The sequence below is a fragment of the Edaphobacter modestus genome (genome assembly GCF_004217555.1).
GTDB classification, from domain to species: domain Bacteria; phylum Acidobacteriota; class Terriglobia; order Terriglobales; family Acidobacteriaceae; genus Edaphobacter; species Edaphobacter modestus.
The window spans coordinates 90538-116562 of record NZ_SHKW01000008.1; the positions used below are offsets into that span (position 1 = coordinate 90538).

At 54.1% G+C, this 26025-nt stretch carries 23 protein-coding genes and 1 pseudogene; 7 read left to right on the forward strand and 17 right to left on the reverse strand.

The window, feature by feature from the left end; translation table 11 throughout:
* Positions 1-1704: 1704 nt before the first annotated feature.
* The 4 genes from BDD14_RS30920 to BDD14_RS30935 all read left to right on the forward strand — a co-directional run bounded on the left by BDD14_RS30920 (position 1705) and on the right by BDD14_RS30935 (position 5230).
* The gene (locus BDD14_RS30920; protein WP_130425406.1) at positions 1705-2307 is read left to right on the forward strand and encodes a hypothetical protein; all 603 of its coding nucleotides are present in this window, start codon (positions 1705-1707) and stop codon (positions 2305-2307) included.
* Positions 2308-2603: 296 nt separating this feature from the next.
* Positions 2604-3320 carry a WG repeat-containing protein gene (locus tag BDD14_RS30925; protein WP_130425408.1) on the forward strand — a complete coding sequence of 239 codons (717 nt, stop codon included), beginning with the start codon at positions 2604-2606 and terminating at the stop codon, positions 3318-3320.
* A gap of 496 nt (positions 3321-3816) precedes the next feature.
* Positions 3817-4452 carry a hypothetical protein gene (locus BDD14_RS30930; protein WP_130425410.1) on the forward strand — a complete coding sequence of 212 codons (636 nt, stop codon included), beginning with the start codon at positions 3817-3819 and terminating at the stop codon, positions 4450-4452.
* A complete protein-coding gene (locus tag BDD14_RS30935) occupies positions 4397-5230 on the forward strand; it encodes a hypothetical protein (RefSeq protein ID WP_130425412.1) in 834 nt (277 codons plus the stop codon). The genes BDD14_RS30930 and BDD14_RS30935 overlap by 56 nt, the downstream gene beginning before the upstream one ends.
* Positions 5231-5237: 7 nt before the next feature.
* Here BDD14_RS30935 and BDD14_RS30940 read toward each other — a convergent pair whose 3' ends face one another.
* Positions 5238-5858, reverse strand: a complete 621-nt coding sequence (locus BDD14_RS30940) for an LIM domain-containing protein (protein WP_130425414.1) — start codon at positions 5856-5858, stop codon at positions 5238-5240.
* Positions 5859-5979: 121 nt separating this feature from the next.
* On the opposite strand from BDD14_RS30940, the gene BDD14_RS32235 reads away from it, so the two are divergent.
* The gene (locus BDD14_RS32235; protein WP_165420459.1) at positions 5980-6150 is read left to right on the forward strand and encodes a hypothetical protein; all 171 of its coding nucleotides are present in this window, start codon (positions 5980-5982) and stop codon (positions 6148-6150) included.
* A 1009-nt stretch (positions 6151-7159) separates the two neighbouring features.
* On the opposite strand, the gene BDD14_RS30945 is transcribed toward BDD14_RS32235, so the two are convergent.
* Complete coding sequence (locus BDD14_RS30945; RefSeq protein WP_130425416.1) at positions 7160-8161, reverse strand: DUF4238 domain-containing protein; 1002 nt, start codon at positions 8159-8161, stop codon at positions 7160-7162.
* A 600-nt stretch (positions 8162-8761) separates the two neighbouring features.
* Between BDD14_RS30945 and BDD14_RS30950 the strand changes: the two genes are divergently transcribed.
* The gene (locus BDD14_RS30950; RefSeq protein WP_130425418.1) at positions 8762-9277 is read left to right on the forward strand and encodes a hypothetical protein; all 516 of its coding nucleotides are present in this window, start codon (positions 8762-8764) and stop codon (positions 9275-9277) included.
* A gap of 63 nt (positions 9278-9340) precedes the next feature.
* Here BDD14_RS30950 and BDD14_RS30955 read toward each other — a convergent pair whose 3' ends face one another.
* The 12 genes and pseudogenes from BDD14_RS30955 to BDD14_RS33580 all read right to left on the reverse strand — a co-directional run bounded on the left by BDD14_RS30955 (position 9341) and on the right by BDD14_RS33580 (position 19191).
* Complete coding sequence (locus tag BDD14_RS30955; RefSeq protein WP_130425420.1) at positions 9341-10156, reverse strand: hypothetical protein; 816 nt, start codon at positions 10154-10156, stop codon at positions 9341-9343.
* A 411-nt stretch (positions 10157-10567) separates the two neighbouring features.
* Positions 10568-11155, reverse strand: a complete 588-nt coding sequence (locus BDD14_RS30960; protein WP_130425422.1) for a hypothetical protein — start codon at positions 11153-11155, stop codon at positions 10568-10570.
* Positions 11156-11301: 146 nt separating this feature from the next.
* The gene (locus tag BDD14_RS30965; RefSeq protein ID WP_130425424.1) at positions 11302-11724 is read right to left on the reverse strand and encodes a hypothetical protein; all 423 of its coding nucleotides are present in this window, start codon (positions 11722-11724) and stop codon (positions 11302-11304) included.
* A gap of 289 nt (positions 11725-12013) precedes the next feature.
* On the reverse strand, positions 12014-12712 hold the full coding sequence (locus BDD14_RS35100) for a TSCPD domain-containing protein (RefSeq protein WP_479724030.1): 699 nt from the start codon (positions 12710-12712) through the stop codon (positions 12014-12016).
* 21 nt (positions 12713-12733) lie between these two features.
* Positions 12734-14868, reverse strand: a pseudogene (locus tag BDD14_RS34970) (vitamin B12-dependent ribonucleotide reductase); the annotation flags it as partial.
* Between the two features lie 45 nt (positions 14869-14913).
* A complete protein-coding gene (locus BDD14_RS30975; RefSeq protein WP_130425426.1) occupies positions 14914-15144 on the reverse strand; it encodes a hypothetical protein in 231 nt (76 codons plus the stop codon).
* A gap of 5 nt (positions 15145-15149) precedes the next feature.
* Positions 15150-15320: a hypothetical protein gene (locus BDD14_RS32240; protein WP_165420460.1), complete on the reverse strand. Its 171-nt coding sequence runs from the start codon at positions 15318-15320 to the stop codon at positions 15150-15152.
* A gap of 75 nt (positions 15321-15395) precedes the next feature.
* Complete coding sequence (locus BDD14_RS30980) at positions 15396-15635, reverse strand: hypothetical protein (protein ID WP_130425428.1); 240 nt, start codon at positions 15633-15635, stop codon at positions 15396-15398.
* A gap of 388 nt (positions 15636-16023) precedes the next feature.
* Positions 16024-16608, reverse strand: coding sequence for a guanylate kinase (locus tag BDD14_RS30985; RefSeq protein ID WP_130425430.1), 585 nt, complete (start codon positions 16606-16608; stop codon positions 16024-16026).
* A 316-nt stretch (positions 16609-16924) separates the two neighbouring features.
* Positions 16925-17434 carry a hypothetical protein gene (locus tag BDD14_RS30990; protein ID WP_130425432.1) on the reverse strand — a complete coding sequence of 170 codons (510 nt, stop codon included), beginning with the start codon at positions 17432-17434 and terminating at the stop codon, positions 16925-16927.
* Positions 17435-17455: 21 nt separating this feature from the next.
* Positions 17456-17962 carry a hypothetical protein gene (locus BDD14_RS30995; RefSeq protein WP_130425434.1) on the reverse strand — a complete coding sequence of 169 codons (507 nt, stop codon included), beginning with the start codon at positions 17960-17962 and terminating at the stop codon, positions 17456-17458.
* 272 nt (positions 17963-18234) lie between these two features.
* Positions 18235-19191: an ATP-dependent DNA ligase gene (locus BDD14_RS33580; RefSeq protein ID WP_165420461.1), complete on the reverse strand. Its 957-nt coding sequence runs from the start codon at positions 19189-19191 to the stop codon at positions 18235-18237.
* Positions 19192-19967: 776 nt separating this feature from the next.
* Between BDD14_RS33580 and BDD14_RS31005 the strand changes: the two genes are divergently transcribed.
* Complete coding sequence (locus BDD14_RS31005; RefSeq protein ID WP_130425438.1) at positions 19968-20384, forward strand: hypothetical protein; 417 nt, start codon at positions 19968-19970, stop codon at positions 20382-20384.
* Between the two features lie 193 nt (positions 20385-20577).
* Here the strand turns inward: BDD14_RS31005 and BDD14_RS31010 are convergent, their stop codons facing one another.
* The 3 genes from BDD14_RS31010 to BDD14_RS34085 form a co-directional block, all read right to left on the reverse strand.
* The gene (locus BDD14_RS31010) at positions 20578-21537 is read right to left on the reverse strand and encodes an IS5 family transposase (protein ID WP_130425440.1); all 960 of its coding nucleotides are present in this window, start codon (positions 21535-21537) and stop codon (positions 20578-20580) included.
* A gap of 154 nt (positions 21538-21691) precedes the next feature.
* Positions 21692-22090: a DUF6984 family protein gene (locus tag BDD14_RS34975; RefSeq protein ID WP_423201829.1), complete on the reverse strand. Its 399-nt coding sequence runs from the start codon at positions 22088-22090 to the stop codon at positions 21692-21694.
* On the reverse strand, positions 22035-26015 hold the full coding sequence (locus BDD14_RS34085; protein WP_130425442.1) for an RHS repeat domain-containing protein: 3981 nt from the start codon (positions 26013-26015) through the stop codon (positions 22035-22037). The genes BDD14_RS34975 and BDD14_RS34085 overlap by 56 nt, the downstream gene beginning before the upstream one ends.
* Positions 26016-26025: the final 10 nt, after the last annotated feature.

Below are 26025 nucleotides of genomic sequence, written 5' to 3' on the forward strand. Positions count from 1 at the left end.
TCCGTAAACGAGACGCCAATCTTTAAATTTGAATCCGACTGAGTCAAATAATGAGGCGTGACAATATTGCCATTACGATCTTCGATCGAAGTTACCTGAAGATACTGAGTAATAGCTGGCCTTCCTGGTGATGGAGGTATGCCGGGATTCTGCATAAAGCTGTAGACCGTCCCATCATTTGTAGAGACCGTGAAAGGAACTGAAAGATCACTGCATGCCTGATGGTCGGGCTCCCCGGCATGATGGTATCCGTCGCACGAGAGAAGAGAATGAGCTGATACCTGAGCATCGCCTCCAGATGTTGACACGCTATAGAAAGTGCTAACCGTACCGCAATAGTCTTTATCGATAGATCCTCCACTTCCAGGCGCAAGATAAGATTTCGTGAAAAGATTGAGCGCATGCGATCCACCGAATGGATCGTAGAAGTTATACGAGCCTGCGTAACTACAAGTTGCTGTATTCGTTGGTGTTGTGAGCAGGTATGACCAAGTCGACATCGTCGCACGAGGCACAGAATCGGTCCAACTTCCAATCTCCGATTCGAACTGTCCATAACCCGGAAGGTCCGACATCATGTGCTGCGTTGAACCCGAGTTGTAGAACAACGATAGTGGAATTGATATTCCTCGACCTGGCGGGGTGGGGAGGTTGATTGCTAGTCCGACAGTCCCATTTGCTGGATTGACAGTTTCGTTCAGCAGGTGGATATAGTCGTGTCCGGCTCCGGGAATTGGACGTGCGACGTCGTTGCCCAGGTTGTTTGTCTGAGCAATTGATAATGTCACCAAGAAGAATCCACTAACCAATAGTCCTAGGCAGACTGATCTGAATCGATTGGAACAGAGCATCAACGTCTATTCTCTTTCGCAAGTGTCCGTGTAATCCGACTGAATCACTTGAATGATGTTGAATTTGAGGAAACGCCTTGCCAACGATATGAATGACTGGCTCGTCCGTCTACGTAACAAAAGTTGTAGATAGAACTAAGATCGGGGCAAATCGGAAGTATAGGAAGGGGTTTCTTACGGGTAGGTCAAAGGTCACGATTGAATGGCGACGCCCATCTTTTGCTTGGGTATCGACCAGTCACATTGGAGCGCCCGCCACCCACGCGACGTGAGGGCCCCGTCAACCTAATCTGAGTGATTAGAGAACGTGCTGGCTCCGTAATGTCGAGCCTACTGAACCATGCCAACAGATCGTCATCGCCAAGCACAATGACCTCCCGCCTCGCACCTTTACGTGTTCCTAGCGGACTTCACTTCTCTGTCCCGGCAGCCTCTCTCTTTTTGCGGCATGCAGGTAACGCACACCTGCTTCTTTGACGAGATCTTGTATTCGTCGTCCGCTTTCAACCGCCTCTGTAATCTCAGGAGCCAAGTCGCTCGGCACATAAACGGAGAACCGATGATCACCTTGGTAGCCCGAGAGTGCATAGCTGGAGTGCCCCTCGCCTGACGCACAGGCCGAGCAGTTCTCTCGCACACAGGGGCTTCTCCGTAACGAGACCGACTGGAACTTGTGCTACCTCTCGGGAGAGGAGCCACAAGTGACGCTAGGTTGGGACCGTTGCGGAGATGGGTAGGCTTTCATCCAAGCGCAGAATTGGCCAGCATGTAAGCTAGGTGGACGCACTGGCAAGAGCTTGTGGGCGTTCAGCTTTCTGGCTGTTCAGCGTCGAAGGGCTTCAAGGAGGAAGACATGACGTTAAAGCAGTTGACTAAGCTTTGCAGCGCGGTACTGGCGGCGGGACTTTTTTCGTTTTGTCTCGCTCGAGCGCAACCAATGCAAGCCGCGTCCCCGAATGCGCCGCCTCTGGTGAAGGTGGAGCGCGATGGAGCGCATGACTTCGACTTCCTGATCGGAAACTGGAAGGCGCACGTACGGCGGCTCCCTGATCGACTCAACGGCTCGAACGCCTGGGTCGAGTACGACGGCATATCGAACCACAAGAAAATTCTGGATAGCAATGCCAACTTCGAGGAGTTCGAAGTTGACAACTCCGTGAAGCACCTTCACATCAAGGCGCAGACATTAAGGCTCTACAACCCGGAATCGCACCAGTGGAGCATCTATTTACTCGACGTCGACAAAGGTGTGCTCAGCCTTCCGCCAGTCGTCGGTCAGTTCACCGGGAATCGGGGAGAGTTTTTTGACCAGGAGGACTATAAAGGACGGGCGATTCTCGTTCGCTACGTCTGGCTGAATATTTCGCCGCGATCGGCGCGGATGGAGCAGTCGTTCTCGCCCGACGGGGGCAAGACCTGGGAAGTGAACTGGATTTGCGAGCTTTCGAGAGATTAAATGGGGTTACTGACCTCCGCGTTTTGGCAACTCGGAGATTACCCGTGAAAGTCGCTCTATGAGCCCATCATCGCCAATGCAGTGCGCCGGGCTAAACCGGCATGAAGCAGGGAATGAAAGAGTCCTACGAGAAAGGAGTAGCGAACCGCTCGGCCCCGAGTTTTGCGTTGCACACCGCGAGGTGTTCGGCGAAAGACGGCGCAAAGTGTGGGTTGATCTGTGGGTTGAGAACGCCCCTGCAGGAACCCTTAAATGCCTTAACCCCCGCCATCTCAAGCCGCTAATATGGTAGTTCCATGAAAAGCACGCTTGCGCTGTTCTCAGCACTTCTCTGCCTCCCGCTCGCAGGATGCAATTCTCACCAGCCGGGCGTCGCGGATTCGACTCCGTTTTCTAAGCCTTCTGAAGCCCCCAAGCTGCTGCCCGTCAAAGTCGCTGGGAAATACGGCTATATGAACACCAGCGGCCAGCTGGTCATCAACCCGCAGTTCGATGCAGCCGAGGCCTTCTCTGAAGGCCGTGCGGTGATTTGCATCGGCAAGCCCTGCGACTGGTTCGGCAAGCCCGGCGATTCCCGCTGGGGCTATATCGATGAGACCGGAAAGATGGTCGTCACGCCGCAGTACCAAAGCGCTTCGGGATTCAAAGAAGGGCTTGCCTCTATCTGTACCGGTGATGGCTGCAGCGGCAACGACACCGCGGCCGGCCAAAGCCGGGGTTACATCGATCGCGACGGCAAAGTCATCATTCAGCCTCAGTTCGGTATCGCAACCGACTTCCATGAAGGGCTGGCCCAGGTCTGCATCGGCAAATGCGACTGGACCGAGGGCTCCGGATATAACGGGAAGTTCGGTTTTATCGACCATACCGGCCATTTCATCATCAACCCCATCTACGACAATGCCGGCGACTTCGAGAACGGACTCGCCAGCATCACCGTCGGCAAAGGCGACGATGCCAAGCGCGGGTACATCGACAAAACCGGCAAGGTCGTTTGGCAGCCTTCGAACTAGGCACTTCAGTAGGATTTTCAGCGATCCACTGGTTCCGTCTTTCATTCGCCATAGAATCTCTACCTGGGCGGCGAGCACGCATTGACGACGAGGCAAAGGCTTGCAGGCAAGATCGGCTGCAATTGCAAATCAATGCTTTCAGGACCGCCAACGGGTCGCGAGACGTTCTGCGACCGATGCAAGCCCAAGCGCCGCGTCTTAGGCACTTCATGCTCAAAAGCGGCTGGCTGGCACGCACTGTCAGTTCCTCGAGCCGGACCTGAAGACATCGGCTGGGCGCCATCTCACCTTCCTCGACCCGGCAAAAGTGCGGGGAGATGTATGACCGCTGCGGTATCGATAAGAAGCTCGAAGACGGCCAGGCGCTCCAATAGTCGCGCCCACAGCGCAAGCGGAGCCGGGCATTCATCGACCGCCTGAAAGAATCCCGGCAAAATCAACTTATGAAACGGGATACCGCTAAATCTGCACCATCTCCGGTATACTGTATGCCACAATGGTCACGAAAAAGACTCAAGTTGAGCCGCAAAAGAAGTCAAACAAGTTCCGCCTTGTGGTTTTTGAGGGCGATCTTAGCGACGGCAGCATCTCTGAGCTGGCCCAAGCCTTAACATCAGCCCTGAAGCCAATCGCGCCGACCATTATCCGCCAGCTGCCGAACGGAAAAGCACCAGCCCAACTCCTTGCCCCGGAACACGAGGAAGAAGTTGAGGATGACGAAGAGACCGTCATCGAAGGCGACCTGGAAGAGCAGGAAGAGCCGACGCCGGCCGCTTCCGCTGCGCCTAAAACCCCGCGCACAAAGAAGCCACCGAAGCCTCCCACCTACCTGCCCGACCTCATCACGGATATGGCCGCGTTCAAGGAGTTCGCGAAGCAGAAGGCTCCGAAGAGCAAGAACCAGCAGTATCTCGTTGCCGCCTACTGGCTGAAGAAGTTCGGTGGCGTCGAGAATGTCAACGCTGACATGATTTATACCTGCTACAAATCAGCGCCGTGGCCTGCGGGATTCAACGACTGGAGCCAGACGTTTCACAATCTCGTGCATGCCGAGCTGATGCGTAAGGTAGGCAAGGGTGAATTCGCCATCAATCCGACTGGCGAGCATCAAGTCGACAACCCCGCCGCATAAGGACGACCGCACGATGGAGCTGAAGGAGTTCGTTGCAGCTGTGCCCGGCTTTGCCGCGCTCTCGCATCCCGATAAGATCCTGCACTTCGGCTGGTATTTGCACAAGCATAAGCAGCAGGCCACGTTCACCCAAGCGAACATCAAGGCGTGCTACGAGGATCAGCACATCCATCCGCCGAACCTGAGCGACACCTTCACGCGGCTGCTCGCCAAGAAGCCTAAGGTCCTGCTTCAGGAGAAGGCTGGCTATAAGCTCGAGCACAGCACACGGCAGAAGCTGGATGAAAAGTATGGCGAGCACGAGACGACCATCGCGGTTTCGGCGATGCTGAGGGACCTGCCGGGCAAGATTACCGACGAGGCGCAGCGCATCTTCCTGAAGGAAGCCATCACCTGCTACCATCACAAGGCGTTCCGCGCCGCCATCATCATGGCGTGGAACCTGACCTATGACCATATGGCCCGCTGGATTGTTGACGATGCAACAAGGCTCGCGGCTTTCAACTCCCATATTGATGCCCGCGTCGGCGCAACTTCGAAGCGCGCCGGTACCCGCATCAAGAAGCGCGAGGACTTCGAAAAGCTCGAGGAGAAAGAGATGATCGACATCATGGGAAATGCCGGTCTCCTGCCATCTGCGAATACGAAGAAGATTCTTGAGATGCAGCTCACACGCCGCAATATGGTGGCCCATCCATCCCTTGTCTTTGCAGATGCACCGCAGGCCGACGATGCCATCACGAGCCTCGTTCAGAACGTCGTTTTTGTCCTGAAGTAGGACTTCTTTACCGCACACAGCTCTTGTGCGCCGGTATCGCCGCGGACTCGTGCAGATCCATCATCGATATGGGCTTGTCGCAGATGTGGCACTTAATCGTCTGTCCCTCTTCGGTCAGACCGCGCCGCCACGGCTCAACATGAACCGTCGAGAAGGTCACCGGCTTTGTCACATGCTCATTGCCGAACTGGTCGACAAGCACAACTTTCCTCGTCAGCTTAGCCAGCCCTTCGACGATGATCGGCCTGACTGAGAAGTGAATGATTGAAGGCTCATCGTATGGGCCTGCGACGATGAACGGCATGAACACGCCGACAGGCTTTGTCCCTCTGAGATATGCCTGAACGATTCTCAGCGGGATATCAGACTTATGCGCGAGGTTCGCAAGGATTGTCAGGCAAAGCATGGGCTCCTTGCCCATCGCTCCGACATGCCACTTAGGCTCCGGCGCCGTCAGCACGATCACGGACAGCTTTGCATCTTTCCCCGGCTTCGATCGCATGCCGAAAAACCTGCGCAGACCATTGAGCGGCGTGCCTTCCAGCCACGAACGTACTATGGTGGCCCCGAACCATCCCGCGATGGCAACGGCAGGGCCAGCTACAGCGAGCCACTCTTTCCCGGTCATATACCGATTATAAAATTCTGCACGGCTTGATAAGACGTCTCGGCATTGCGTGTTGCCACGCCGTCATGACGCCTCGTCCTGACGGGCCGCGACGCTCGCCGAACATTACCTGCTGACGGACATGGGTGAAAACGCCGTGCGCCCGAAGTCGGACAATACAATCCCCATCATCGAGCATTATGTGCGCGACTACATGATCAAGCGGAGGGGGAAGGAACTGGCGGATCACATCAAGCCACTGCCTATCCAGCAATGGCTGCTGTCGCTTCGAAACGAGAAGGGCCCCGCATGAACGACCGTATCGAAGATCCGCCAGATTATGAACCGTGTCTATAAGGTCGGCCTGCTGCATGAGCGCGTCTCGAAAAACCCGGTATGATGTCGGAATATTAGCGCACAGACCACCCCCATCGCACGGGTAGCAACGTGCCACAACACCGAAGACAGAGGAACCCCAAGGATGGCACAACCTCAAACAGATGACCTATTTGAAAAGTGTTTCGCGAGAATTGATAGGGCCGTCTACCACTCCAACGAGGCTGCGGACACCTGGAATAAGCTTGATGTGCTTGGCTTGCACGGAATTTCCCTCCGTATCGAGAGCGATGGAACTGGTGAGTTCAATGTGCGTCAGCTAGGACCTCTTCCGCAGACTCTCGAACTCCTCATAGGCGAGTACCTTTATCAGTTGAGAGCAGCTCTAGACGGTGCCACCTACGCATGTGCAATCGAGGATTCAGGTCAAAATCCTCCCGCAAAAGCTTCAACCATCGAATTTCCGATTTGCGGTAGCATCGCTGATTGGCCTAAACAAGCGCGGAAAATTGCCCAGCTCAATCCGGGCAGGAGGCGGTTCATCGAAGCCCTCCAGCCGTTCGCAGAACCATCCGTGGATGCCTCGCTTCGTATCGCAAACGCAAATCGTTCGCTCGGCCTCCTAAACGATTTAGCTCGTCTCGATCGACATCGCCGGCTTCACACATTTTTCACGACTATTGGAACGGACGCGCCGATTTTGGATCTTCCGGAGGGAGTTTCGCTGAAGTCGCTCGTTATTCGGCCTTCATCCGACCACACGGGGCCTATAGCCAGATTCTCCCTCGACGGTTGGCGAGAGGGCATGGAGTTGCACGCAAATCCAAACGCCGATATTGAGCTGTCTCTCGAAGGTATGCCACCGGCTGCGCACAACAATGACACATTCGCCAACAGGCTCAAATCCATTGTGATGAATGTTCGCATCGTTATTTCTTTGCTTCAGAAGAATTCGTGGATCGAGCCTGCCAGCTCTAGGTTGAGTATTAGTGGGATTGTTTCTTGACCCCAGCGCACTCCCTGAGGAACGTCAGATATTCCTCCGAATTGGAGAAAACGCGAAGCCTGCTGTGATCGAGCATCAACTGGTTGTAGCGGTGCGCATCGTCAATCGAAACCTGATTGTTGAACTTTCCGGTCGGCGTTGATTTCTCTAAATAGAGCATTGCCTGCGTTGGGCTGAGCGGGTAGTAAAGCTCCATCTTTTCCGGAACATCGAAGCTTTTCCCGTTGGTTAGCATGTTGATGATCGGCTGGTCCGACGTTATGAATGGGACTTCTGTGTCATTGTCGAGAACGACAATTTGAAAATTCCTCCGATCGACAAAGAATGATCCACCGGCCTCGATGGCCATGATGTGACTCAGAACGTCCCAAACTCGTTCCATATCATCGAACAGCACATTTTCCTTCTGGAGAACCCGTTCTTTTACAGCTTTAGTCCTGAAATACTGCACAAACAAGCCATGAATGAAGTCGATTGCCCTCTTAGGGTCTTCATAGAAGCTGAAATCACGTTGCTTGATTAATTCGAGGAAGGGCCAGAATCGACGCTCAATGGAGGCGTGGTAGTTCTCGTTCAAGTTTGCTATAGCTACCGCAAGCAGGTGCCCTGCTTGCGCTATTGCAGCGTCGCTCATATCGTCTTCGGAGGCGCCTCGCTCGACTACGCGTTGCTGTTGTTCCGCAATGCGCTGCTCGAGCAATGCCTTTAGACGCGTTGGCAGAAGGTACATCTGGAGGAAACGCTTGTGGCTGTCCCGGCCATGTTCCCGCAATCCGTCGATAAATAGCTTCAGGCAGTCGACGTCTGGAACCGTAAGTTCTTTCAGTCTGTAGAAGTCATTTTCCCCGCCGACGACAGTCAGGCCCGAACGGCTGACCTTTCCGTAGCCGAGCCACGCGATACGCTCGTCCGCGTCGGCCCAGGCCAACAGATATTGTCGCGGCGTATGGTGGTGATAGATTTTCGGCTGCTCAGTTTCCATGGAATAAGATTATCGCTCAGCCACACCGACCTGGAGAGTCGTTCCTTGATGAGGCTCCGTCGGTATCGTAAAGGCCGTTGTGTTGATTAACTGGTGACAGCTCAGCACCCTTTTCGGCACCCAGATTTGATGAAAAGTCCCGGGCTTGGGTGAAAACCTCTGCCGTGTAGAGGCAAAGATCTTCATTCGCTCGTATGAAGTTGGGTTTGTGTTTACCGAGAGAGCTCGTTGGGACTAATTTATCGATAACAGGCCAAAGCGCTCATTGAACGCTCTTAAGGATGATCGCAACGATAGTCTTCGAAAACACCGTTCTCGTTACTAATGACTGCATGGGTGGAAATGCAAAGATATGGTTCATTTCCGTGAGAAGTGCCAAATTATGCTTTAGCTCGGCCAAATTATGCTTTATCTGAGAGCGGTGATTGTTGTTTGTGTCGAATAAAGGTCAGGTCGGTTTGTCCTGATAAACTTCGCTGTTCTTCGTCGGAGCAGTTGTCAAGCACGCGAAAACACATCGGTTGCTAACAAGCGTGCTGCTGTAGGCCGGCGGCCGTGATTTGTGGGGTAGAATCGCGGAACAATGGAAGGGGGTTCCCCGTGACGACGGCGAAACCGAAGGCCGCAGCAAAGAAAGCGAGCAGAAGAAAAGCGAAGACGGCACGCCCAGACATTATGCCGACGATGGATCGGGCAGAGTTCAATCGATTATTACGCAGGGCAGACTTTGAAGAGGAACTACCTGATGATCGTCTGCTCCTGACATTTCTCTTCTTCAAAGCAAAGGGCGATGCGTTGATCTCCGCGATGGAGGCACTACGGTACGAGATCGTGAAGCGCGAACTCGATAACATGGACGCCGATGGCGAACTTGATGATGAAGAATCCACGTACGTCACGATCTGGAATGAAGAAGATATGCCTGAACAAGTATCGGGTTTGATCCTCATCGAGGCGGATTCACTGATTATTCGTCTCGTACTGGAGGCAATCTACCTACTACCAATTGTTTCTCCTGGCATATTGCGGATTCCACATGAGGATGAAGAATTGCGAGACATGTTCGCTGACTTCGAGCCTCAGATTGAAATCGTCGTTGCTGGCGCGAAGAAATAGGATTGTTCTGGGCGGCCGGCCGCGAGACCGAACCGCCCTTATTGGGGACATTGACGTCCAGGCTTACGCCCACGCGAACTGCCCTTGCTCTGCATTGGCCGCGGACACCGACTCTCTGAAGACGGTCTCGCGATACGCAATGATGCGCTTGCGGAAGCTACCCGGTTCACGCAGTTCCGCCTCTCCGAGGCCAGCAACATAGTCTCCTACGACGGAATAGTCCCATCCTGCGCAATACCATGTTCCGTCCGGTTTTTGCAGCAGCCGTTCATACTCCTCTACCTTCAGGACTGCAGGAACCTGCACATCGAATCCCTTGGCAGGCTTCGGAGCATAGCCAAGATCTGGTCTGCGTGGATGGTACGCGGCTTCCTCACCGCGGATGATTCGCCACGGCATTTGATGCCCAAGCGCCGCCATGATCACGTCGCTATCACGGTGAAGGCTCAATTCTACCGATTCCCCTGCCGCGAGACGGTCTGCTACATCGGACCTCCCCATATCGGAGAGTCTTTGCAGGGCAGCTTCAGATGCCTTTTTCGGGATGGCATCGTACATCGAATCGGTGCCGATCTTGAGGACGATATTCAGATCCGGCATCTCATGGGGCGCTTCGAGCTCCTTCAGCCAGCCAGCGATCATGCTTTCGGGCTTGATGTCGCCTTGTCGAGATTGAAGACTGCCTCCCTCGCAATTTGATGCACAACGGAAGATCCGCTGCATGACACCGTCCAAGCGTCCGATAAAGCCGCAGCTCCAATGAGGAGTGTGTGGATAGCAGTTCTTTTCGTAGGTCTCCTCGAAAAGAACGTAGATGATGTCTCCGGCTGGCGCCTTGAATGCAGCCGCACGCTTGCCTGTGATTACTGTTGCTCCCATTTGGGGATCCTTTCAAGGTGGCGGCAGCGCCACGAGGTATCAACGATGAAGAGGGGTTGAGCTACTCGGCAAGTCTAGATCGAGTCGAAACGCCGGAAGGTGAGGCGGTGCGCCAACTCGCGGCGTACTCGTACACGACGAGGGCCTCGGGCTGGCTAGTGCAGGAGTTTCGTCTGCTGCTTTTCGCAACGAGGGCACATCTTTGTCCATTTTGGTATGACATCTTCAACCTCTGTCCACCCGGCACTGCGTCTGCCGTGTACTTTCCCACACAGAGCTTTGTATTCTCCGGGAGCAAGGAGATGAACGAGGACACCAGAGTCCCTTTCAGCACCATTCGTGCACCTCCCCAGCATTCTCACCTTTAGAAATTTCATCCTGTCCTCTTTCCTCGGGATGATGATGAATGAATCAGGCTGCGACCGTTTCCTGAGTCGGAGCCTTCTGGTAGAGGGCCAGCGCGAAGTTCTCGGAGTCCCAGGCGTGTTTCTCGCCAGTCGCCTTCGAGAACTGGCAATTCTGAGCCAACTCCCATGCGCGATCCTGCAAGACTGTGTCTGTGTCTGGTTCCCGGTCGAGGCGACATGCAGACAGAGCAATGTAAGCGGTGGAACCATCAGCGAGCGTAAGCCCAACGCGAGTGTTATCGCGTCCAGGCCGGTTATAGCCTTTGTCGTAAAACTTCCCGTAAGCCGCCGACCAGAACACTACGCCGGCAGTACCGACAGGAATAGTGAGCCCTTTGTGCTTGCAATTGCGGAGCAGCCGAAGTTTCGTGCCACGCTCCACCTTTGAAGGCTCCAATACATCGCTGTATTCAGCAGCCCGGATGGCTGTAAAGATGAAGTTCTTGAGCGCCTGTAGTGCGCGCTGGAGGATTGCTAAGTCGGAGATTGGATGTCCGAGATCAGGGCCGTGACCAGGGGCATACCCCGCGAAGCGAGTAGAACCAGACATGATCCCGCGAATCTGGTTGCTTTCGTCGTCGAATACTGACACCCAAAAGTCCGAGTCACTGTAGCCGTTATCTTCCCACTCTGTGAGCCTGTGTAGCATTTTTTAACCCCTGTTGTCGAAATGAAGCATAACTTTGCGTTTGCGCAAGGTTATGCTTCCTACCAAAAGTTGTACCTCTCTGAAAATACTTAGAAATAAAGCATGATTTGGACTGGAGGCCGTCCGCGCGCTGACAGCTGTTTGATGATATCCAGGGCATCTTTTGCCACCATCAAAAGCTGTGGTCCAGTCAGTGGAGTTTCTTCTCTTGTGATGCCAAGTGCCACTGCGATCTTTACAAGAGCTTCCGCCATCAATCTGACTTGGTGATCAGTATCCGGGTCAATCTTTGTCCCAAGATTACCGCCAACAGTTATCAGTGCAGCCTGATCCGTGTGGTGAGTCTCCACTACCGTTGCGGCGTTTACATGCCCGCGGGCGGAGACATGGACCGGAGTGCCTGTTCTGCTGACTTCCATGATGGCCGCAACCAATTTGGTTGCAAAGTCGGGGTCGTTCTTGATGTTGGCCAGGCCATCATTCCTGACGATCACGGTGGTGTTATATCCCATACAAACTCCAGTGCGCACAGTTTGCGGACTACTTCGGTTTAACCTTGAGCAAAAGTGGAAGGGCCGCACCAGTGTGTCGGTGCGGCCCAAGTGATTCAGTCGTCTTAGTGGGGTTATGGTTGTTGTTGGATAACTACCCGATGAACGCTAATGCAAAGAACCAGGTTCGGGACTTGATTGCGGATCGTGATAGCCGCATAGAGTGAACCAGCGAATTTTCACCTATGACTACGAACTGGAGCAGCAGCCGGGGTATTCTGCTGCGGGCGGGCCTGCTCCAAGTAAAGACTCAACTACACCCTGTATTGGCGCCACAGGTACATTTGAAGCATTTCGATCCGCTCGCTTGCATGATCGATCCGCAGACGCCACAGGTCGGTGCATCACCGAAGCCAGGAGTTGCAGCGGCCGCCTCTGTGGGAGCAGAAGCGACCGCTTGCGAAACGGCTGTTGGAGACGCCACAAAGAGGCTCATCTGCTCACCATCGAGAAAGCGATGTTTTAGCCAGCGTCCTATGTAGTCCATAGGGGATTTCGCGTAGCCCATAATCTCGTTCCCGGTCCAGCCTGACGGCTCAAATCGGGTATGGGAGAGTTTGTCGCAGATGCTGGCAAGCGGTACGCCATGTTGCAGTGCAACCGAAACCATCATTGCGAATGAGTCCATCAATCCGGAGATGGTCGAACCCTCCTTGGACATGCGGATGAAGACTTCACCCGGTTGCCCATTCCCATAGAGACCAACGGTGAGGAATCCCTCGTGGCCGCCGAAAGCAAACTTGTGCGTCACCGCCATGCGATCATCCTGCAGGCGATGCCGTCGAGCTTGTGGAGGTGCATTGAGGTCCGGAGCTGCCGTCAGCGAGGTGGGCGCAGATTCAACGGCATGAGAGGGATTGGTTGATTCCTTCGTGACGCTGACAGGTTGAGCGGACTTCGAACCGTCGCGATAGATCGCGATGGCCTTCAGCCCCTTCTTCCACGCCATGATGTAGGCATCAGCGATGTCTTCGACAGTGGCGTTGTTGGGCAGATTGACGGTCTTGGAGATCGCACCCGACAAGAATGGCTGAACTGCTGCCATCATGTCGACGTGTCCCTGCCAGCGGATTGAACGAACTCCGTTGGTAGGGGTGAACGCTCCATCGAAGACTGGCAAGTGCGCGTCTAGAAGGTCTGGTGCGCCCTCGATCGTTCCCTGCGCTTCGATGTAAGCAACGATGCGCTCGATCTCTGCTTCGGTATAACCGAGTTGAGATAGACCAGCCTTCACAGCACCGTTGACGATCTTCAGATTACCGCCACCTACGAGCTTCTTGTAGCTGACGATTGAGATGGAGGGCTCGACACCTGTGGTGTCACAATCCATCATGAAACCAATGGTGCCAGTGGGTGCGAGAACAGTCACCTGTGAGTTGCGGAAACCAAAGGAACTTCCCAGATGGATTGCGCCGAGCCACAACTGGTTCGCACTCGCAGCGATCGCATACGCAGCGAACGAATACGCCACGTCCTTTGCAGACACAGCAAGCGCTTTGCTGGCTTCAAAGTGCAACTCCATTACGTCAAGAAAGTAATCGGAGTTGAGGGAATAGCCGGGGAAAGCACCGCTTGTTGAGGAGTTCTCGATCGCGCCGGCAGCCTCAATGCGTGGGAGCTTCGAGGCGATCTCAGCCGAAGCGAGATTGGCCGCTGCTCCCATCAACGAGGTGATTGCAGCTGCCACCGCACGCCCTTCCTCCGAGTCATACGGCAGACTCAGATTCATCAACAGAGCGCCGAGATTGGCATAGCCAAGACCAAGGGGGCGAAAATCATGCGAGTTTCGCGCAATCGCTCCGTTGGGTAGCCGGACAAGTCAACGAGAATGTCCTGAGCGATGATGAGTAAACGTACAGCCGCTGTGAAGCGGTCGACGTCAAACTCTCCATTCGGCTTCAAAAACTTGAGGAGATTGAAACTCGCCAAGTTGCAGGCCGAATCGTCCAGGAACATGTACTCCGAACAGGGGTTCGAAGCGTTGATGCGTCCCGATGCCTTCGATGTGTGCCATTTGTTGATGGTCGTGTCGAACTGCATACCGGGGTCGCCACAGCTCCACGTCTCCTCGGCGATCTGCCTCAGAATGTCGGCTGCCTTCACCGTCTCGGTTACTGCTCCTCCTGCACGGGCTTTGAGTTCCCAGTCGCGGCCATCTTCAGCCGCCTGCACGAACTCGTCTGTGACTCGCACTGAGTTGTTCGCGTTCTGGAAGAAGATCGACGCGTAGGCTTCCGAATCGGGACCGTTGCCGTCATAGCCTTCGCGCATGAGCGCCTGGGCCTTCTTCTCTTCCTTCCCCTTGGCCGCGATGAACTCCTCGATATCCGGGTGGTCAGCATCGAGGATCACCATCTTGGCGGCGCGGCGAGTTTTGCCGCCCGACTTGATGACGCCGGCGAAGGCGTCGAAGCCACGCATGAAGCTGAGCGGACCAGACGCGGTTCCACCGCCTGAAAGCTGTTCATTGGATCCACGAATGACGGAAAGATTTGTTCCCGTACCGGAGCCCCACTTGAAAAGCATTCCTTCGGTCTTGACGAGGGTGAGGATCGACTCCATCGTGTCCTGCACGGAGTTGATGAAGCAGGCGCTGCACTGAGGAGTCTGGTAACCATGCTCTCCGTAGGCGACCCTCTTCGAGTTGGGGTACCAGGACCAGCTACCGGCCTTGTTCTCAGGCTCCAGTTTGTGGCAACCCACGTTGAACCATACGGGTGAGTTGAACGCGGCGTACTGATCGACCAGGAGAAAGGTGAGATCCGCTTTGAAGTTGTTTGCGCTCTCACTGCTCTCGAAATATCCAGCCTCCTGGCCTGCCTCGCTGATGGTATCGACAACGCGACCAATGAGCGGCTTGACGCTCGACTCTCGCTCGGGGGTGCCCATGGCGCCGTGGAAGTATTTGCTGGCAACAATGTTCGTGGCGGTCTGGGACCAAGACTTTGGGACTTCGACGTTCTTCTGCTCGAAGACGACCTTGCCGGAATTGGACTGAATGAGCGCATCGCGCAGTTCAAATTCGACACCATCGAAGCCGTCCTGGCCGTTCTGCGTGAATTTGCGCTCGATTACGAGGCCTTCAGTTTTAGTGGTTGTGCTCATATGAATGTGGCACCGCAACGCGGCGCATCTCCTTTTGGAATCTTCCTAGTTGTTATCGGCCCAGAGGGGAGGCTGCGTAACGCATTTACGCTCAAACGTGAGGTCGGCTACCTTCCGACGCCACAGCTCTACGCTTCGCTCTGCGCGCTTGAGCTTCAACTCGGCCTCTTTGAGCTTCCGCTGGGCGCGGGCGAGCTTCTTGGATTGCGATGGATGCGGTTTAGACAATGACGGGCCCTCACGAACAGCAACTTGCACAGAATCGAGTGTACCCATGACAATTACTCGTCCGATCGCAGGTCTCGCTGCTTCATCTCCCGCTTCGAATCACGTTCGCGAATACGCGATCGTTTATCCATCAACACGCTGGATGGGCGAGGCTGTCCGATGCGCTCTCGCGCGAGTTCGCGGACATTTTGGAAACGATCAAATTTTTTTGTTTTCTTCGCCATAGTTTGCTCCTGGCTATGTTGGGTTGAACCGTCGCAAGCGATGATCAAAGTTCAATGGACTGAACCCTTCTTGACCTAGATGGCCCAATCCGCATAGATCTCGCTGCGTTTGGCGAACTCCGGGTTCGCATCACCGAGAGACGCGACGGCGCGAACGCCGGCGACGTCGAAGTCGGGACCGGAGCCAAGAATGAGAGGGAAGGCGGGCCGGTTGGGTACGGGGATGATGATCTGGGCCGTGTCTCCGACAACCCGCGCATCAGCGGTGGGGAACAAGGTTTGGATCTCCAGCAGGCATTGGGCAGCGAGGGTCATTGGGTTCTCCAGAGTGGTCTGTGTGAGGAAGCTTTGCAGGGAAGAGGATCGACAGAGCCTGATGTGCTGCAGGGGTGAGTGGAGACTTCAGGATGGAGGCGAGGGATAGGTACTGAGATGAAGGGCAGTTCATCGTCTTTTCCTTTCTAGGAAGGGACGGGGCTGGTTCTAAAGTCCAGAGCGCGGCACCCACACCCCCACTCGCATCGTCAGTGCATGAGAGGGAGCTTGAATGTGGAGTGCCATAGGCGTGAAGGTCCACGCTGTGCGCTCGGATCCTGCGGTGCAGAGCTCATCGCAACGAGGCATCGATGCTAGGCAGGAAGCTTGACAAAGTTGAGGGGAGGTATACGAGACCAGTGAGATCTACTGACGCCGGGAAACCAGGCTAGATCGAGTGATGGAAGGGTTCAAGGCTGTGAGGCCGAGCGATCCGCGCTTGCCGCCTCGAATCCACCACACTCTCCAACTGCTCGAGAGCCTGATCGAAATCAAGGTTGAGAATCACATGGTCGAAGTAACGTGCTGCGGCCACCTCAGTCTCATAATTTGCCATGCGAGCCTGTTCGTTTGGACTATGACGATCGGCAACGCGGGTTGCAGCAGTTTCCGCGCATGTAGGAATGATGAAAAGAGTCATCGCATGCGGGATTAGACGCTTCAACGATAGAGCACCAGAAAAGGTAAGAATCAGCGCAACATCCCCGGCTGCATCAAGCGTGGATCGAGGTACGCCGTACCATTCGTTGTATGCGAAGTCGGTTTCGAGGAACTCACCAGCCTGCTCCATCTCGACAAACTGCGAGGGCGTGACAAAGTGGTAGTCTTTTCCAGAGATTTCACCGCTCCGGGGAACGCGGGTTGTGACCGTGATCCCTTTGGTGAGTCCCTTCGTCCGCTGAACGAGGGCTTGGGTAAGACTGGTTTTACCGGAACCAGAAGGCCCGGCGATCAAAAATATCGTACGAGACATAGGGCCTCCTTTCGACTTATCGGCAGTATTGGACCGCACATGTAGAAATGGCCACCCCTGAGAGTGGCCGTGTGATTCAGTTTATAGAGATGCTTTCGGGGTATAGGGGTGTTTCAATCGGGGTATAGGGGCGGTACACGGGAAACCTCCGAGGAGGAATCCCATTTGACCTGCCCCGTTACCGGAGCAAATCAAACTTGATGAAAGTCTACCATAGCCGTCTGCTCCTTGGAGAAGCTGAAACAGTAACAATAGCTTTTGATGGCTCGCAGCAGGGCAAGCCTGCGGAGTGATTCAATGGGAAGAGGATTGGTGTTTAGGGTAGAAAAGTATTCCGAAAAGCTGCAAGTACAGCAGCCGGGTCGCGGTTGGTCGAGGCCAGGCCGGTGTCAAGTGAATCTGCCGCTTCGCTCTGCTCATAGGCGTCCCAGGTGTTGTAGATTTCACCACCCCATGTCGCATTGCTGTCGCCGAACATGATGATCTTCTCATTCGGCAGTGTGACTGTGAGAGAGGTAAGGCCTGCGGCGGATTCGACGGTCGTATTCAGACCGGAGGCATTGAAGGCATCCGCGATGTCTTTGAATTGGTCGTAGACACTGGACTCGTTTGGTTCCGTAGTCTCTGAATCAAGTCCGATCAGAGATTTTTGTGTGTCCCTCCAGCTGATGATTCGGTGGAGCAACTCGTCAAACGACTCCTTGAAAGGGTAGTCGTTGCTACCCCCAACTTTGGTCTCCTCCCACACGCGGTTGAGCGCCACAGAGGCGTCGACGAACGTATTGATGGCAGCAACAAACTGGGATTGCCCAGACAGTTTGTTCACAGTAAGGTCTCCTTATTCAGATCAGAAAGGGATGTCGAGGATAGAGCTGTACAAGGCTGTACTGCACTCAGGCCATACCGAATGGTCAGGCTCTTTGCTCTCTGAAGCTAAACGTGCGAGTTCTTTGGACACGCATTCCTGAGCAATGCGCAACAGGTTTTCCGGACGGTTATACTCCTGCCAATCCCGAACTCCCTTTACGTGAAATGCAACGGTTTTGCGAATGTAAGCACGGCAGTACCTACGGTGTTTATTGAGGCAGGTAAACCGTCCTTTACGGAGAACCCACTCTCCAGCAGTGCGCCAGATCCGATCCCTAACACGGGTATAAGTCTGAACTTGCTTGATGATGTGTGAGCCTTCACCTAATGACTTGGCAATTCGACGAGCACGGGCTAGATTACGTGTCCTGATGTGCCAGCAGTCGGTCTCAATCTCGTCATCATCGTATTCATCTCCGTCGTCATTGCCGACGAGGACAGCGTCCGCAGGATATACGCTGTATTCCACGACACGGTGAACCTTCATATGTCTCCTGAATCTTGTTGTAGGTGAGGTCTAAACCAGCCAACTCGCCGTTGTGGATACCTAAGATGGCAAGCAAAAGGGCAGTGTTGTAAGAAATGAAAGAGCGCGACACCCACGCCCGTTCGCGCATATCGTCAGTATGCGAGAGGGGTTTGATGTGGAATGTCATAGGAGTGAGGGTCCACTCTTGCGCTCGGTTCCTGCGTGCAGAGCACATGCGGGCTTCAATGCTGAGCAGGAATTTCAAAATGGGAATCGACGTAGAAGTTTGTTCATGTCTCGCGCTGAATTGTAAGAGGGTCCTTGTCGTAACGCAGAGCCACGAAGGTCGTATGTCGAAGTCTTTCGGCAGAAGTCCATTCCAGAAACTCGACCTGCGCTACAGCGAGAGGTCGAAGCCAGACTACCTTGGCCATCTTCTCCTTTGTTAGACCTTCACCCCATTGACCAGCGGTCCGATCCGGCAGATTGCAGAACGGACAGATATTAGCGATCAGCTTTTGAAGCTCTCGCGCGATCCGTCGTCGAGTCACTGGAATCAGACCAGCTCGAACCCGGCCTGCGTATCGGAGCTTGCCGCCACGATAGTAGCCGATGAGAAGGGAATCGACCCCCAGTTCGCTTGGCAGGTACCCACCAACCACAAACTCCTGGCCGAGGCTCACGCGCAACTTTTGCCACTGACCTGATCTTCGACCAGGCTCATAGAAGCTGTCGATCCGTTTTGCGACAACACCCTCCAAGCCGTTTGCTTGAGCAAAGGCCAGAGTGAGAGCCGCGGTCTCCATCACCTCAGAGACGATCACACTGTCTGAGGTGGGACAGACTTTGCGAAGAAATTTGCGGCGTTCACTCAAAGGTTTCCTCGTCAGATCAGTGCCTTTGTAAAACATGATGTCGAAAGGGAAGTAGATGATTGGAGGCTTTTGGCTCAGATAGTTCTGGAGAATGCTCAACCGCGGCCGGCCAAGTTCATCGATGGCCGTCAGCTCACCATCGATGACAGTTCCATTTGGGAGTTCGCGCAGGGTATTGGCGACCAGAGGAAACTTGCTCGTGTACGTGGACTGCCGTCGCGACAGAAGACTCACTCGTCCATCTCTGATTAGAGCCTCAACGCGGTGGCCGTCCAATTTCAGCTCGTAACTCCAGCTCTTGCCCTGGGGAAGCTTCTTTACTGCCAGAGCTTCCATAGGCTTTACAAAGCCGAACTGGACTGCACTTTTCATGCGACCTAGCATCTCACGAGCGATCGAATGGCTGCCCTCTAGCACCCGATATCGATATCCCGTAGTGGGAGCATCTCAATGACCATGCCCGAACAAATCACCCCAACGGGCGACATGACAGTGCAAACCGAGAACCTGTGTGCGATCTTCGGAGGATGCGCGAAATGCCCAGGTCACGCGAAAGCCATAGATTGTGGGCTAGTTCACCTCAATCCAGATGCCCTTGTGTTTTGCATTCATGGCTGTCATCAGCTTAGGGTTAGGGAAAAAGCGTGATAGAGCAGCTTTGACAGTTGCGGCTCATAACAAATTTTGGTTGGGGAAGAGCTCCGGAGGAGCCTCCCCGCTCCTTCCGGAGCCACTAAAACTGAGCGTCATGGCAGAGCGCTCAAGGAGGTTGCTAATCAGGCAACCTCCTACCTATTAAGATGCCCCGCTGTTCGTTCTGGTAGTCGCCATTAAGCTAACTTGCGGCGCCAGCTGGGATGGTCTTTTCTGAGTGGCGCCGGATTTTCATTGGACAACTTAGCAACTCATGTGGAATACTCGGCACCTTTCCGATTCAAGCTCCAGAGATTCTCAGGCCCTCATTTTCAACCATCACTTCAGGCCCTGATTTCAATCTACGGAGGTGTCCAGTGGCCGAAACGGCGGTCTGGACGCTTGGTTCAGGGGCTACCGGCCACGGATCCGTAAACAGCCTATGTCCAACAAGAACCCGGCAAAGCGGGTTCTATCCCGAACTCGGGCCCTGGAAGATCAGGAGAGATCTTCTGATGGACGCCTGGTTGCATGCGGCTGAGGTATGCAATGCAGGATTTCCTGGTGAGAACAGCTCGCAGGTGATAGAAGAGATGCGAGCTTTCCCACCAATTTTGCTTTTTCTGCAGGTCGTTAGTCCGGTTGCGTCGATTGCGACGGTGACCACGACTTTGAAGAGCTTAGCTAGGACGCCTCGAGTCATGGTCGACATGGAGAGCGGTGACGCTCTGATGTTCGATAGCCTTCGAGAAGATGTATCGAGACACCCTGATGATTTTGTCAGCTTTCAAACGCGGACCGCCGCTCTGCGATTCATCAACGAGCATGGCTTCGAGGTGAATCGTGAGACCGCACGCAGGATGATTGAGCGGCTGGGCTACTGGCGGGGCAAGATGGTTGTGGTGGTCCCGATCGCCCAGGGTTTGAAGTAACAATAATTCGGTAGGCCTCGTGAGGATGACTACGAGGACGATTTCTTCGATGAGCTAGGGAGCGTCTGCGCAGGGTTTGATTTCTTGATGATGGCGATCCTGCATTGAAGACGGGTGATTTTGGTGGGGTTCGGGTCGAAGCTGAGTTTGATTTGCACCCTCAAGCGTCCGGTCTCAGCAGCCACCGGACGCACTACGCCCCCAGTACGGCCAGGCGTTTGCGATGCAGGTAGAGATTGATCAGAGCGAAGTTCGCGCAGAGCCGGTGATGGTTCTTCGCGATGCCACGATAGCGCACCTTGTCGAAGCCGAAGACGCGCTTCAGGATGCGGAACACATGTTCTACTTTCGCTCTTACTTTCGACTTGGTTGTGTTCTTTCGTTTCGCTTCTTCGTCCACATAGTTTTTGAACTTCGTCCTGCGGCAGGTCATGTCCTGCGCGTGTGGCGCGGCCTCGTGGATCGCCTCTGTCTGGCCCTGATAGCCGCCGTCGCCCCACACCTTTCGCTCTTCGCCGTGCAGCAGGTCGGGCAGCATGTGCTTGTCGGCCACCGAGGCCGCCGACGTGCAGACCGAATGCACCACGCCCTCTTTGCTGTCCACCCCGATATGCGCCTTCAGACCGAAGTACCACTGGTTCCCCTTCCTGGTCTGGTGCATCTCCGGGTCACGCTCGCCGGACTGGTTCTTGGTGGAGGAAGGCGCATGGATAATGGTCGCATCCACGATCGTGCCCGTCGCAATGCGGATGCCCCTGGCCTCCAGATGCACGTTCACAGCCTCCAGCATCAGACCGCCCAGATCGTGCTTCTCCAGCAGATGGCGGAAGCGGCAGGCAGTCGTCTCGTCCGGCGCCGGAGCGACGCCCAGATCTACACCCACGAACCGCCGCAGCGCGGCAGATTCGTACAACGCCTCTTCCACCCCGGGATCCGACAGGTTGAACCATTGCTGAACAAAGTACGTCCGCAGCATGATCGAGAGGCCCACAGGTTGCCGTCCGTTGCCCCCCTTCGCGTAGTGCGGACGCACCAGAGACTCCAGCGCCGACCACGGAACCACACGCTCCATCTCCTCCAGAAACAGCTCCCGCCGACTCTTCCGACCGTACTTCTCAAACACACCCTGACTCGCCAGACTCTGCTGCTTCATCCCCGCTCACCTCGCCAACCATACGATTAATCAATCAGGACGCGGATGCAGAACTTGTGCAGAGATTCCCTAGCTAAAATCGGAGGGGATCAGCTAATTAACGTTGATGGTCAGCGTGACTTGCGGTTCACGTTATTCGGCAAGTCACGCAGTATTACCGCTTTATTAGGAGATCCTTTGGTTGTGGATATCGCTTGAGTGGCGAGAAGTCTACTTTCCAGAAGTCCACCTCGAATAGTTGATCCTCTTGGTCCACATTGACAGTAATACTGACTAGAACACCATCGATATCTGTGTACTGCGCTTCTACTAATGTCCGACCAAATACACGCCGTTCGGGTTGAATAAAGCGAATGCTTCCCATTCCGCCATCTTGCATATCTACGACGCGACAGTTTGCAAGTGTTCTCTCTAAGATCGGTTTCGCAAGAATATCAGAGACAAGTGAGCGGATTAGCTCTTGCTCTTCGTAGTGCAAGGGGCGAGTTGGATTCGAACTAGTGAACTGTGATGCGTCCGACATTGATTGTCCCATCCTGTAATTTAAAGGCATTGTATCGAAGTATCTTCCCACCAACGCTAACTTCGCCAGTTGTCAGGCCTTGAGGTAGGGAATTTTCTTTGCCAGCGAGATCATTTCTAATGGCGGACTCTGCTGATTGTCGATTAATTCCTGCATCTTCGACATGACGAAATGTGTGGTAATCCTGATTTGCATTGTTACCAAATCTCACTTTGTTAGATCTGCCGCTACCACCACTACCTCCACTGCCACCGGCTCCACTACCACCGCCAGCTCCGGGACACATACTCATAGCCGCGGTGCCTCCTGCGACGCCGCCGACAATCCCACCACCGAGTACCGCGCTCCCTTCAGAAAGCAATACCGTTGGGCCACCTACGATGCCTGATAAACCGGGCAAGGCCATGGCACCGCTGCCGGCCATCGCTCCGCTGGTCACTAGCGATCCAACGCAATTAGGTCCTCCCGGGGTATTCATAATATGCGAGAGATTCGACAGATTTTGAATCGTGTTCGACGCTGCCTGAACAGTCCAACTAGCAACCCTCTGCAGATTTATTCCGAAGATTAGGCCAGGGGGATCTGGTAAGTTTGTCGTAACACAAACAGTTGCTTCGTTACCATCCGAGCATCTTACTGAATGCCCGTCCACATCCACATTGGATAATGGATTGTTCTGCACGTAGCCATACAAGTTCAGGCTTTGCGGATTGCTCAAATCGCTGAATGGAACAGCTTCCGGTTCATTCGAATAATCTGGAGTAAGGAAGCGTCCCATCGTGGAGCTGTAGTGGCGCGCCCCGAAATAGTCCAGGCCCGATTCGGAATCCCGTTCTTTGGCGGTGAAGAAGTGCTCTGGAGAAGTGATTGTTTGTGCCGGATTAAGCAGCTCTCCGAAAGGCATGCTCTGATAGGTTGTACCCGGATTGCCGAAAGGGTCCGTGTCCATCCGACGCGTCCCCAACCAGTCGTTGAGGTGGAAGGAGAGGCCGCTGGGAGTATAGGTAGCGATCAGTTCTCCATTGGCATATACATTGGTATGAACCCAGTTTGCCTGGCTATCGGTCTCGGACATCTGTTCGCCATTAGGGCCAAGGACATAACCGGCTGTCTCCGTGAAGCCATTGTTGTCCATATCGCAATTCCACTGACTGATTGAGCCTTTCGCCACGCGCCGACCTTCTGCGTCGTAGATGTAGCCCATCATTGTCGAAGGCCACCCGGGTTGAACCTGATATTGCACCGCGCATACTCTACCTTCGGCATCGTAGAGATACTGGTTTCTTCCATCATTGGTTAGATTGCCGGCCGCATCATACAATAACCCTTGGATTTGATTGTTAGAGTTATACGAAACCGTAGGTACAGGATTGCTGCATGAACTACCGGAGACCGTCTGTGCCAGACGGTTGCCGAATGAGTCATAACTCCAGCAGAGATACTGCTTGAATCCGCTCACCGTTTGGGTTGCAACAGTAAGCCGATTTGCAGAGTCATAACCGATATCGCTCCAGGTTCCGTTCACCCAATCGGAGTAGGCTACGACATTGCCATTTGGCGCATATCCAGAATTGCTACTTCCATCCTTGATTTCGTAACTATAAATTGTGGCATTCTGGCCGGTCCCTGAACTGACAGTAAACAAGACACTGTTGCTTGAGATGCCATTTACAGTTACGATGACATTACCTGAGGTTGCATTCAAGGGGACTTGGAACGCGATCGATGTATCGCTCCACGAAATGACAGTGGCATTTATTCCGCTGAATACTACAGAACTGCTTCCCTGATTAGCTCCAAAGTTCATGCCCGTTATCACAACGGATGTTCCAACGACGCCGGAGCCAGGCGAAAGGGAGGAAATTGCCGGTGCCCCGGCTGCAGGTTGTACGACTACTTCACTTATAGCAGAACTACCGCTTCCGGCAGTATTTGGGTCACCAGAATAACTGGCCGATATCGCGTGGGTTCCCGGCCCGAGGGCACTCGTTACAAATCTGCCCACTCCGCCGTTGCCATTGCGCGTAGACGAGTCCGTTTGGATGTAAGGCCCAAGTGTGGCTGACTGTTCAGTCTGGGCACCCCAAATGTAATATGTCCCGCCAAGGCCACGGAATTGGAGACCGCGCGGGCCGGTTGCGCACCCAGACAACCAGCTAGGAATTTCTGAGAATGTTTTCGAATATCTAGTCCATGTTGTGCTGAGTTGAATGCCAATTAGCGCGCAGTCATTGAGGCCAAGCTCCACATACTCTCCACCTGCGGCTCCTCGCATCCATGCACTCACTGTGTAAGATTGGCCTGTTGCAAGTCCGTCCGGAAACGTGCTGATTGCACCATTACTGGTTCCAGAAGGGCTTGCACAAAACCCTCCATCAACAACCCACTTTGTGGCTGTCGTTGTACCATCCGGAGCGACCAGATCGCCAGTATTGGCTGCGGCGTTCGATAGAGAGCCGCAGTAACCTCCCCACGTTGCAGGGTTACCAATTTGTTGTGAATACGGAACTAGATTCGTGGTCGAAACGACATCAACACTTCCACTGCCGATCGGTGAACCACCGTCGAGAAATGTGACCGTGCCGGTAGGATTTGCACCGCCCGTGCTGACCAGAGCGGAAAACGTTATGCTCTGGCCCACATTCGCCGGCGTTGCGTCAGTAGAGATTTGCGTAACTGTATTTGCTTTGTTAATGGTTAGCGTAGTGTTGGCGCTAACTGAATTGAAATTCCCGTCGCCGTTATAAATCGCCGTGACCGTGTGTAATCCCGAGCCATCGTAATTGAAACCTCCTGCCGAGGCTTGACCGCCACTCAGTGAAGGTGTCGACCATGTGTATCCGTTATCCTGGAATGAAACGGTGCCGGTAGCGCCACCCCCTACAGTTGCTGTGCAGTTCGACGTTTGCGGTCCGTATGTAATTGGATTTGGCGAACAGGAAACAGAAATAGGAGGAGTTGTTTTGTTTATTACTAATGTAGTTGAAGCCGAAGTTCCGTTGTAGTCGCCATCGCCTGAATAATTCGCAGAAAAGGTGTGGTTCCCTAGCGGTTGCCCGTTCCATCCAGTACAACTAACAGGACCAGGAGCGGCACCACTGCACCATGCATTTCCATCCCAATAGGTGGTGATGGTTCCAGAGCCCCCGGAAGTCCGCGCAGTACATGTAGACGTTTGGGGACCATATGAGATCGGATTCGGTGTGCACGAAACGATGATGTTCGGCGTCGATTTATTGATGGTTAAGACTGCCGAAGTTGATGCACTTCCGTAGTCGTTATCTCCTGAGTAAGTAACTCCGATCGTGTAGTTTCCTGCTCCCCAGCCCGCGAACCCACCTGCGTTGCCGTTGACACCCGTGGTCGTCCAGTATCCCCCGTTAATCGTCCACGTCAATGAGCCTGTACCTGCAGACTGCCACGCCACGCAATTCGTATTTTCACTTCCATACGAGATGGGATTGGGTGAACAACTTACCGACACTGATGGCACTGGTTTCGCTACGTGCACGTTCCAAGTAGTCGAAAACACTGCATTCGGATCCTGGGATGCCGGAATAAATGCCGTGACTACGTGATCTCCTGGAGGTAGAAGATGGTAAAAACCCGACTCGTCCCAATAGACAGAACAATAAGTGTAATAATTAACATTACCGTCCGCTGAGCAATAGGAACCTGCTGACTTGACTGTGTCGTAGCTAGAACTGGCAGGTGCCCCATCAACCGTCCAGTGGATGTTGCCATTTGGTGGGAATGTGCCTCCGGAACATGTGAGGCTGTTGTCCGGACCGCAAGGAGTCCCGTTGTCTGGAGCCCCATATCCGGAGAAGGCTGTTAGGCCTACCGGCGTGCCCGCGGAAACCCACACATCTTGCGCTAAAGCATGACTTGGCGCGACCTGAAGCAAGGCGAAAAAGAAAAAGCAGTTCAATAAGGCTTGCAAGTACCTTGGCATTGAATACTCC

What these genes read in the sequence shown, in the direction of transcription:
- BDD14_RS30920 (WP_130425406.1), top strand. Translation starts at nt 1,705, where the DNA reads ATGACGTTAAAGCAGTTGACTAAGCTTTGCAGCGCGGTACTGGCGGCG.
- BDD14_RS30925 (WP_130425408.1), top strand. Translation starts at nt 2,604, where the DNA reads ATGAAAAGCACGCTTGCGCTGTTCTCAGCACTTCTCTGCCTCCCGCTC.
- BDD14_RS30930 (WP_130425410.1), top strand. Translation starts at nt 3,817, where the DNA reads ATGGTCACGAAAAAGACTCAAGTTGAGCCGCAAAAGAAGTCAAACAAG.
- BDD14_RS30940 (WP_130425414.1), bottom strand. Translation starts at nt 5,858, where the DNA reads ATGACCGGGAAAGAGTGGCTCGCTGTAGCTGGCCCTGCCGTTGCCATC.
- BDD14_RS32235 (WP_165420459.1), top strand. Translation starts at nt 5,980, where the DNA reads ATGGGTGAAAACGCCGTGCGCCCGAAGTCGGACAATACAATCCCCATC.
- BDD14_RS30945 (WP_130425416.1), bottom strand. Translation starts at nt 8,161, where the DNA reads ATGGAAACTGAGCAGCCGAAAATCTATCACCACCATACGCCGCGACAA.
- BDD14_RS30955 (WP_130425420.1), bottom strand. Translation starts at nt 10,156, where the DNA reads ATGGGAGCAACAGTAATCACAGGCAAGCGTGCGGCTGCATTCAAGGCG.
- BDD14_RS30965 (WP_130425424.1), bottom strand. Translation starts at nt 11,724, where the DNA reads ATGGGATATAACACCACCGTGATCGTCAGGAATGATGGCCTGGCCAAC.
- BDD14_RS35100 (WP_479724030.1), bottom strand. Translation starts at nt 12,712, where the DNA reads ATGGCGTGGAAGAAGGGGCTGAAGGCCATCGCGATCTATCGCGACGGT.
- BDD14_RS30975 (WP_130425426.1), bottom strand. Translation starts at nt 15,144, where the DNA reads ATGGGTACACTCGATTCTGTGCAAGTTGCTGTTCGTGAGGGCCCGTCA.
- BDD14_RS32240 (WP_165420460.1), bottom strand. Translation starts at nt 15,320, where the DNA reads ATGGCGAAGAAAACAAAAAAATTTGATCGTTTCCAAAATGTCCGCGAA.
- BDD14_RS30980 (WP_130425428.1), bottom strand. Translation starts at nt 15,635, where the DNA reads ATGACCCTCGCTGCCCAATGCCTGCTGGAGATCCAAACCTTGTTCCCC.
- BDD14_RS30985 (WP_130425430.1), bottom strand. Translation starts at nt 16,608, where the DNA reads ATGTCTCGTACGATATTTTTGATCGCCGGGCCTTCTGGTTCCGGTAAA.
- BDD14_RS30995 (WP_130425434.1), bottom strand. Translation starts at nt 17,962, where the DNA reads ATGAAGGTTCACCGTGTCGTGGAATACAGCGTATATCCTGCGGACGCT.
- BDD14_RS33580 (WP_165420461.1), bottom strand. Translation starts at nt 19,191, where the DNA reads ATGAAAAGTGCAGTCCAGTTCGGCTTTGTAAAGCCTATGGAAGCTCTG.
- BDD14_RS31005 (WP_130425438.1), top strand. Translation starts at nt 19,968, where the DNA reads ATGGACGCCTGGTTGCATGCGGCTGAGGTATGCAATGCAGGATTTCCT.
- BDD14_RS31010 (WP_130425440.1), bottom strand. Translation starts at nt 21,537, where the DNA reads ATGAAGCAGCAGAGTCTGGCGAGTCAGGGTGTGTTTGAGAAGTACGGT.
- BDD14_RS34975 (WP_423201829.1), bottom strand. Translation starts at nt 22,090, where the DNA reads ATGCCTTTAAATTACAGGATGGGACAATCAATGTCGGACGCATCACAG.
- BDD14_RS34085 (WP_130425442.1), bottom strand. Translation starts at nt 26,015, where the DNA reads ATGCCAAGGTACTTGCAAGCCTTATTGAACTGCTTTTTCTTTTTCGCC.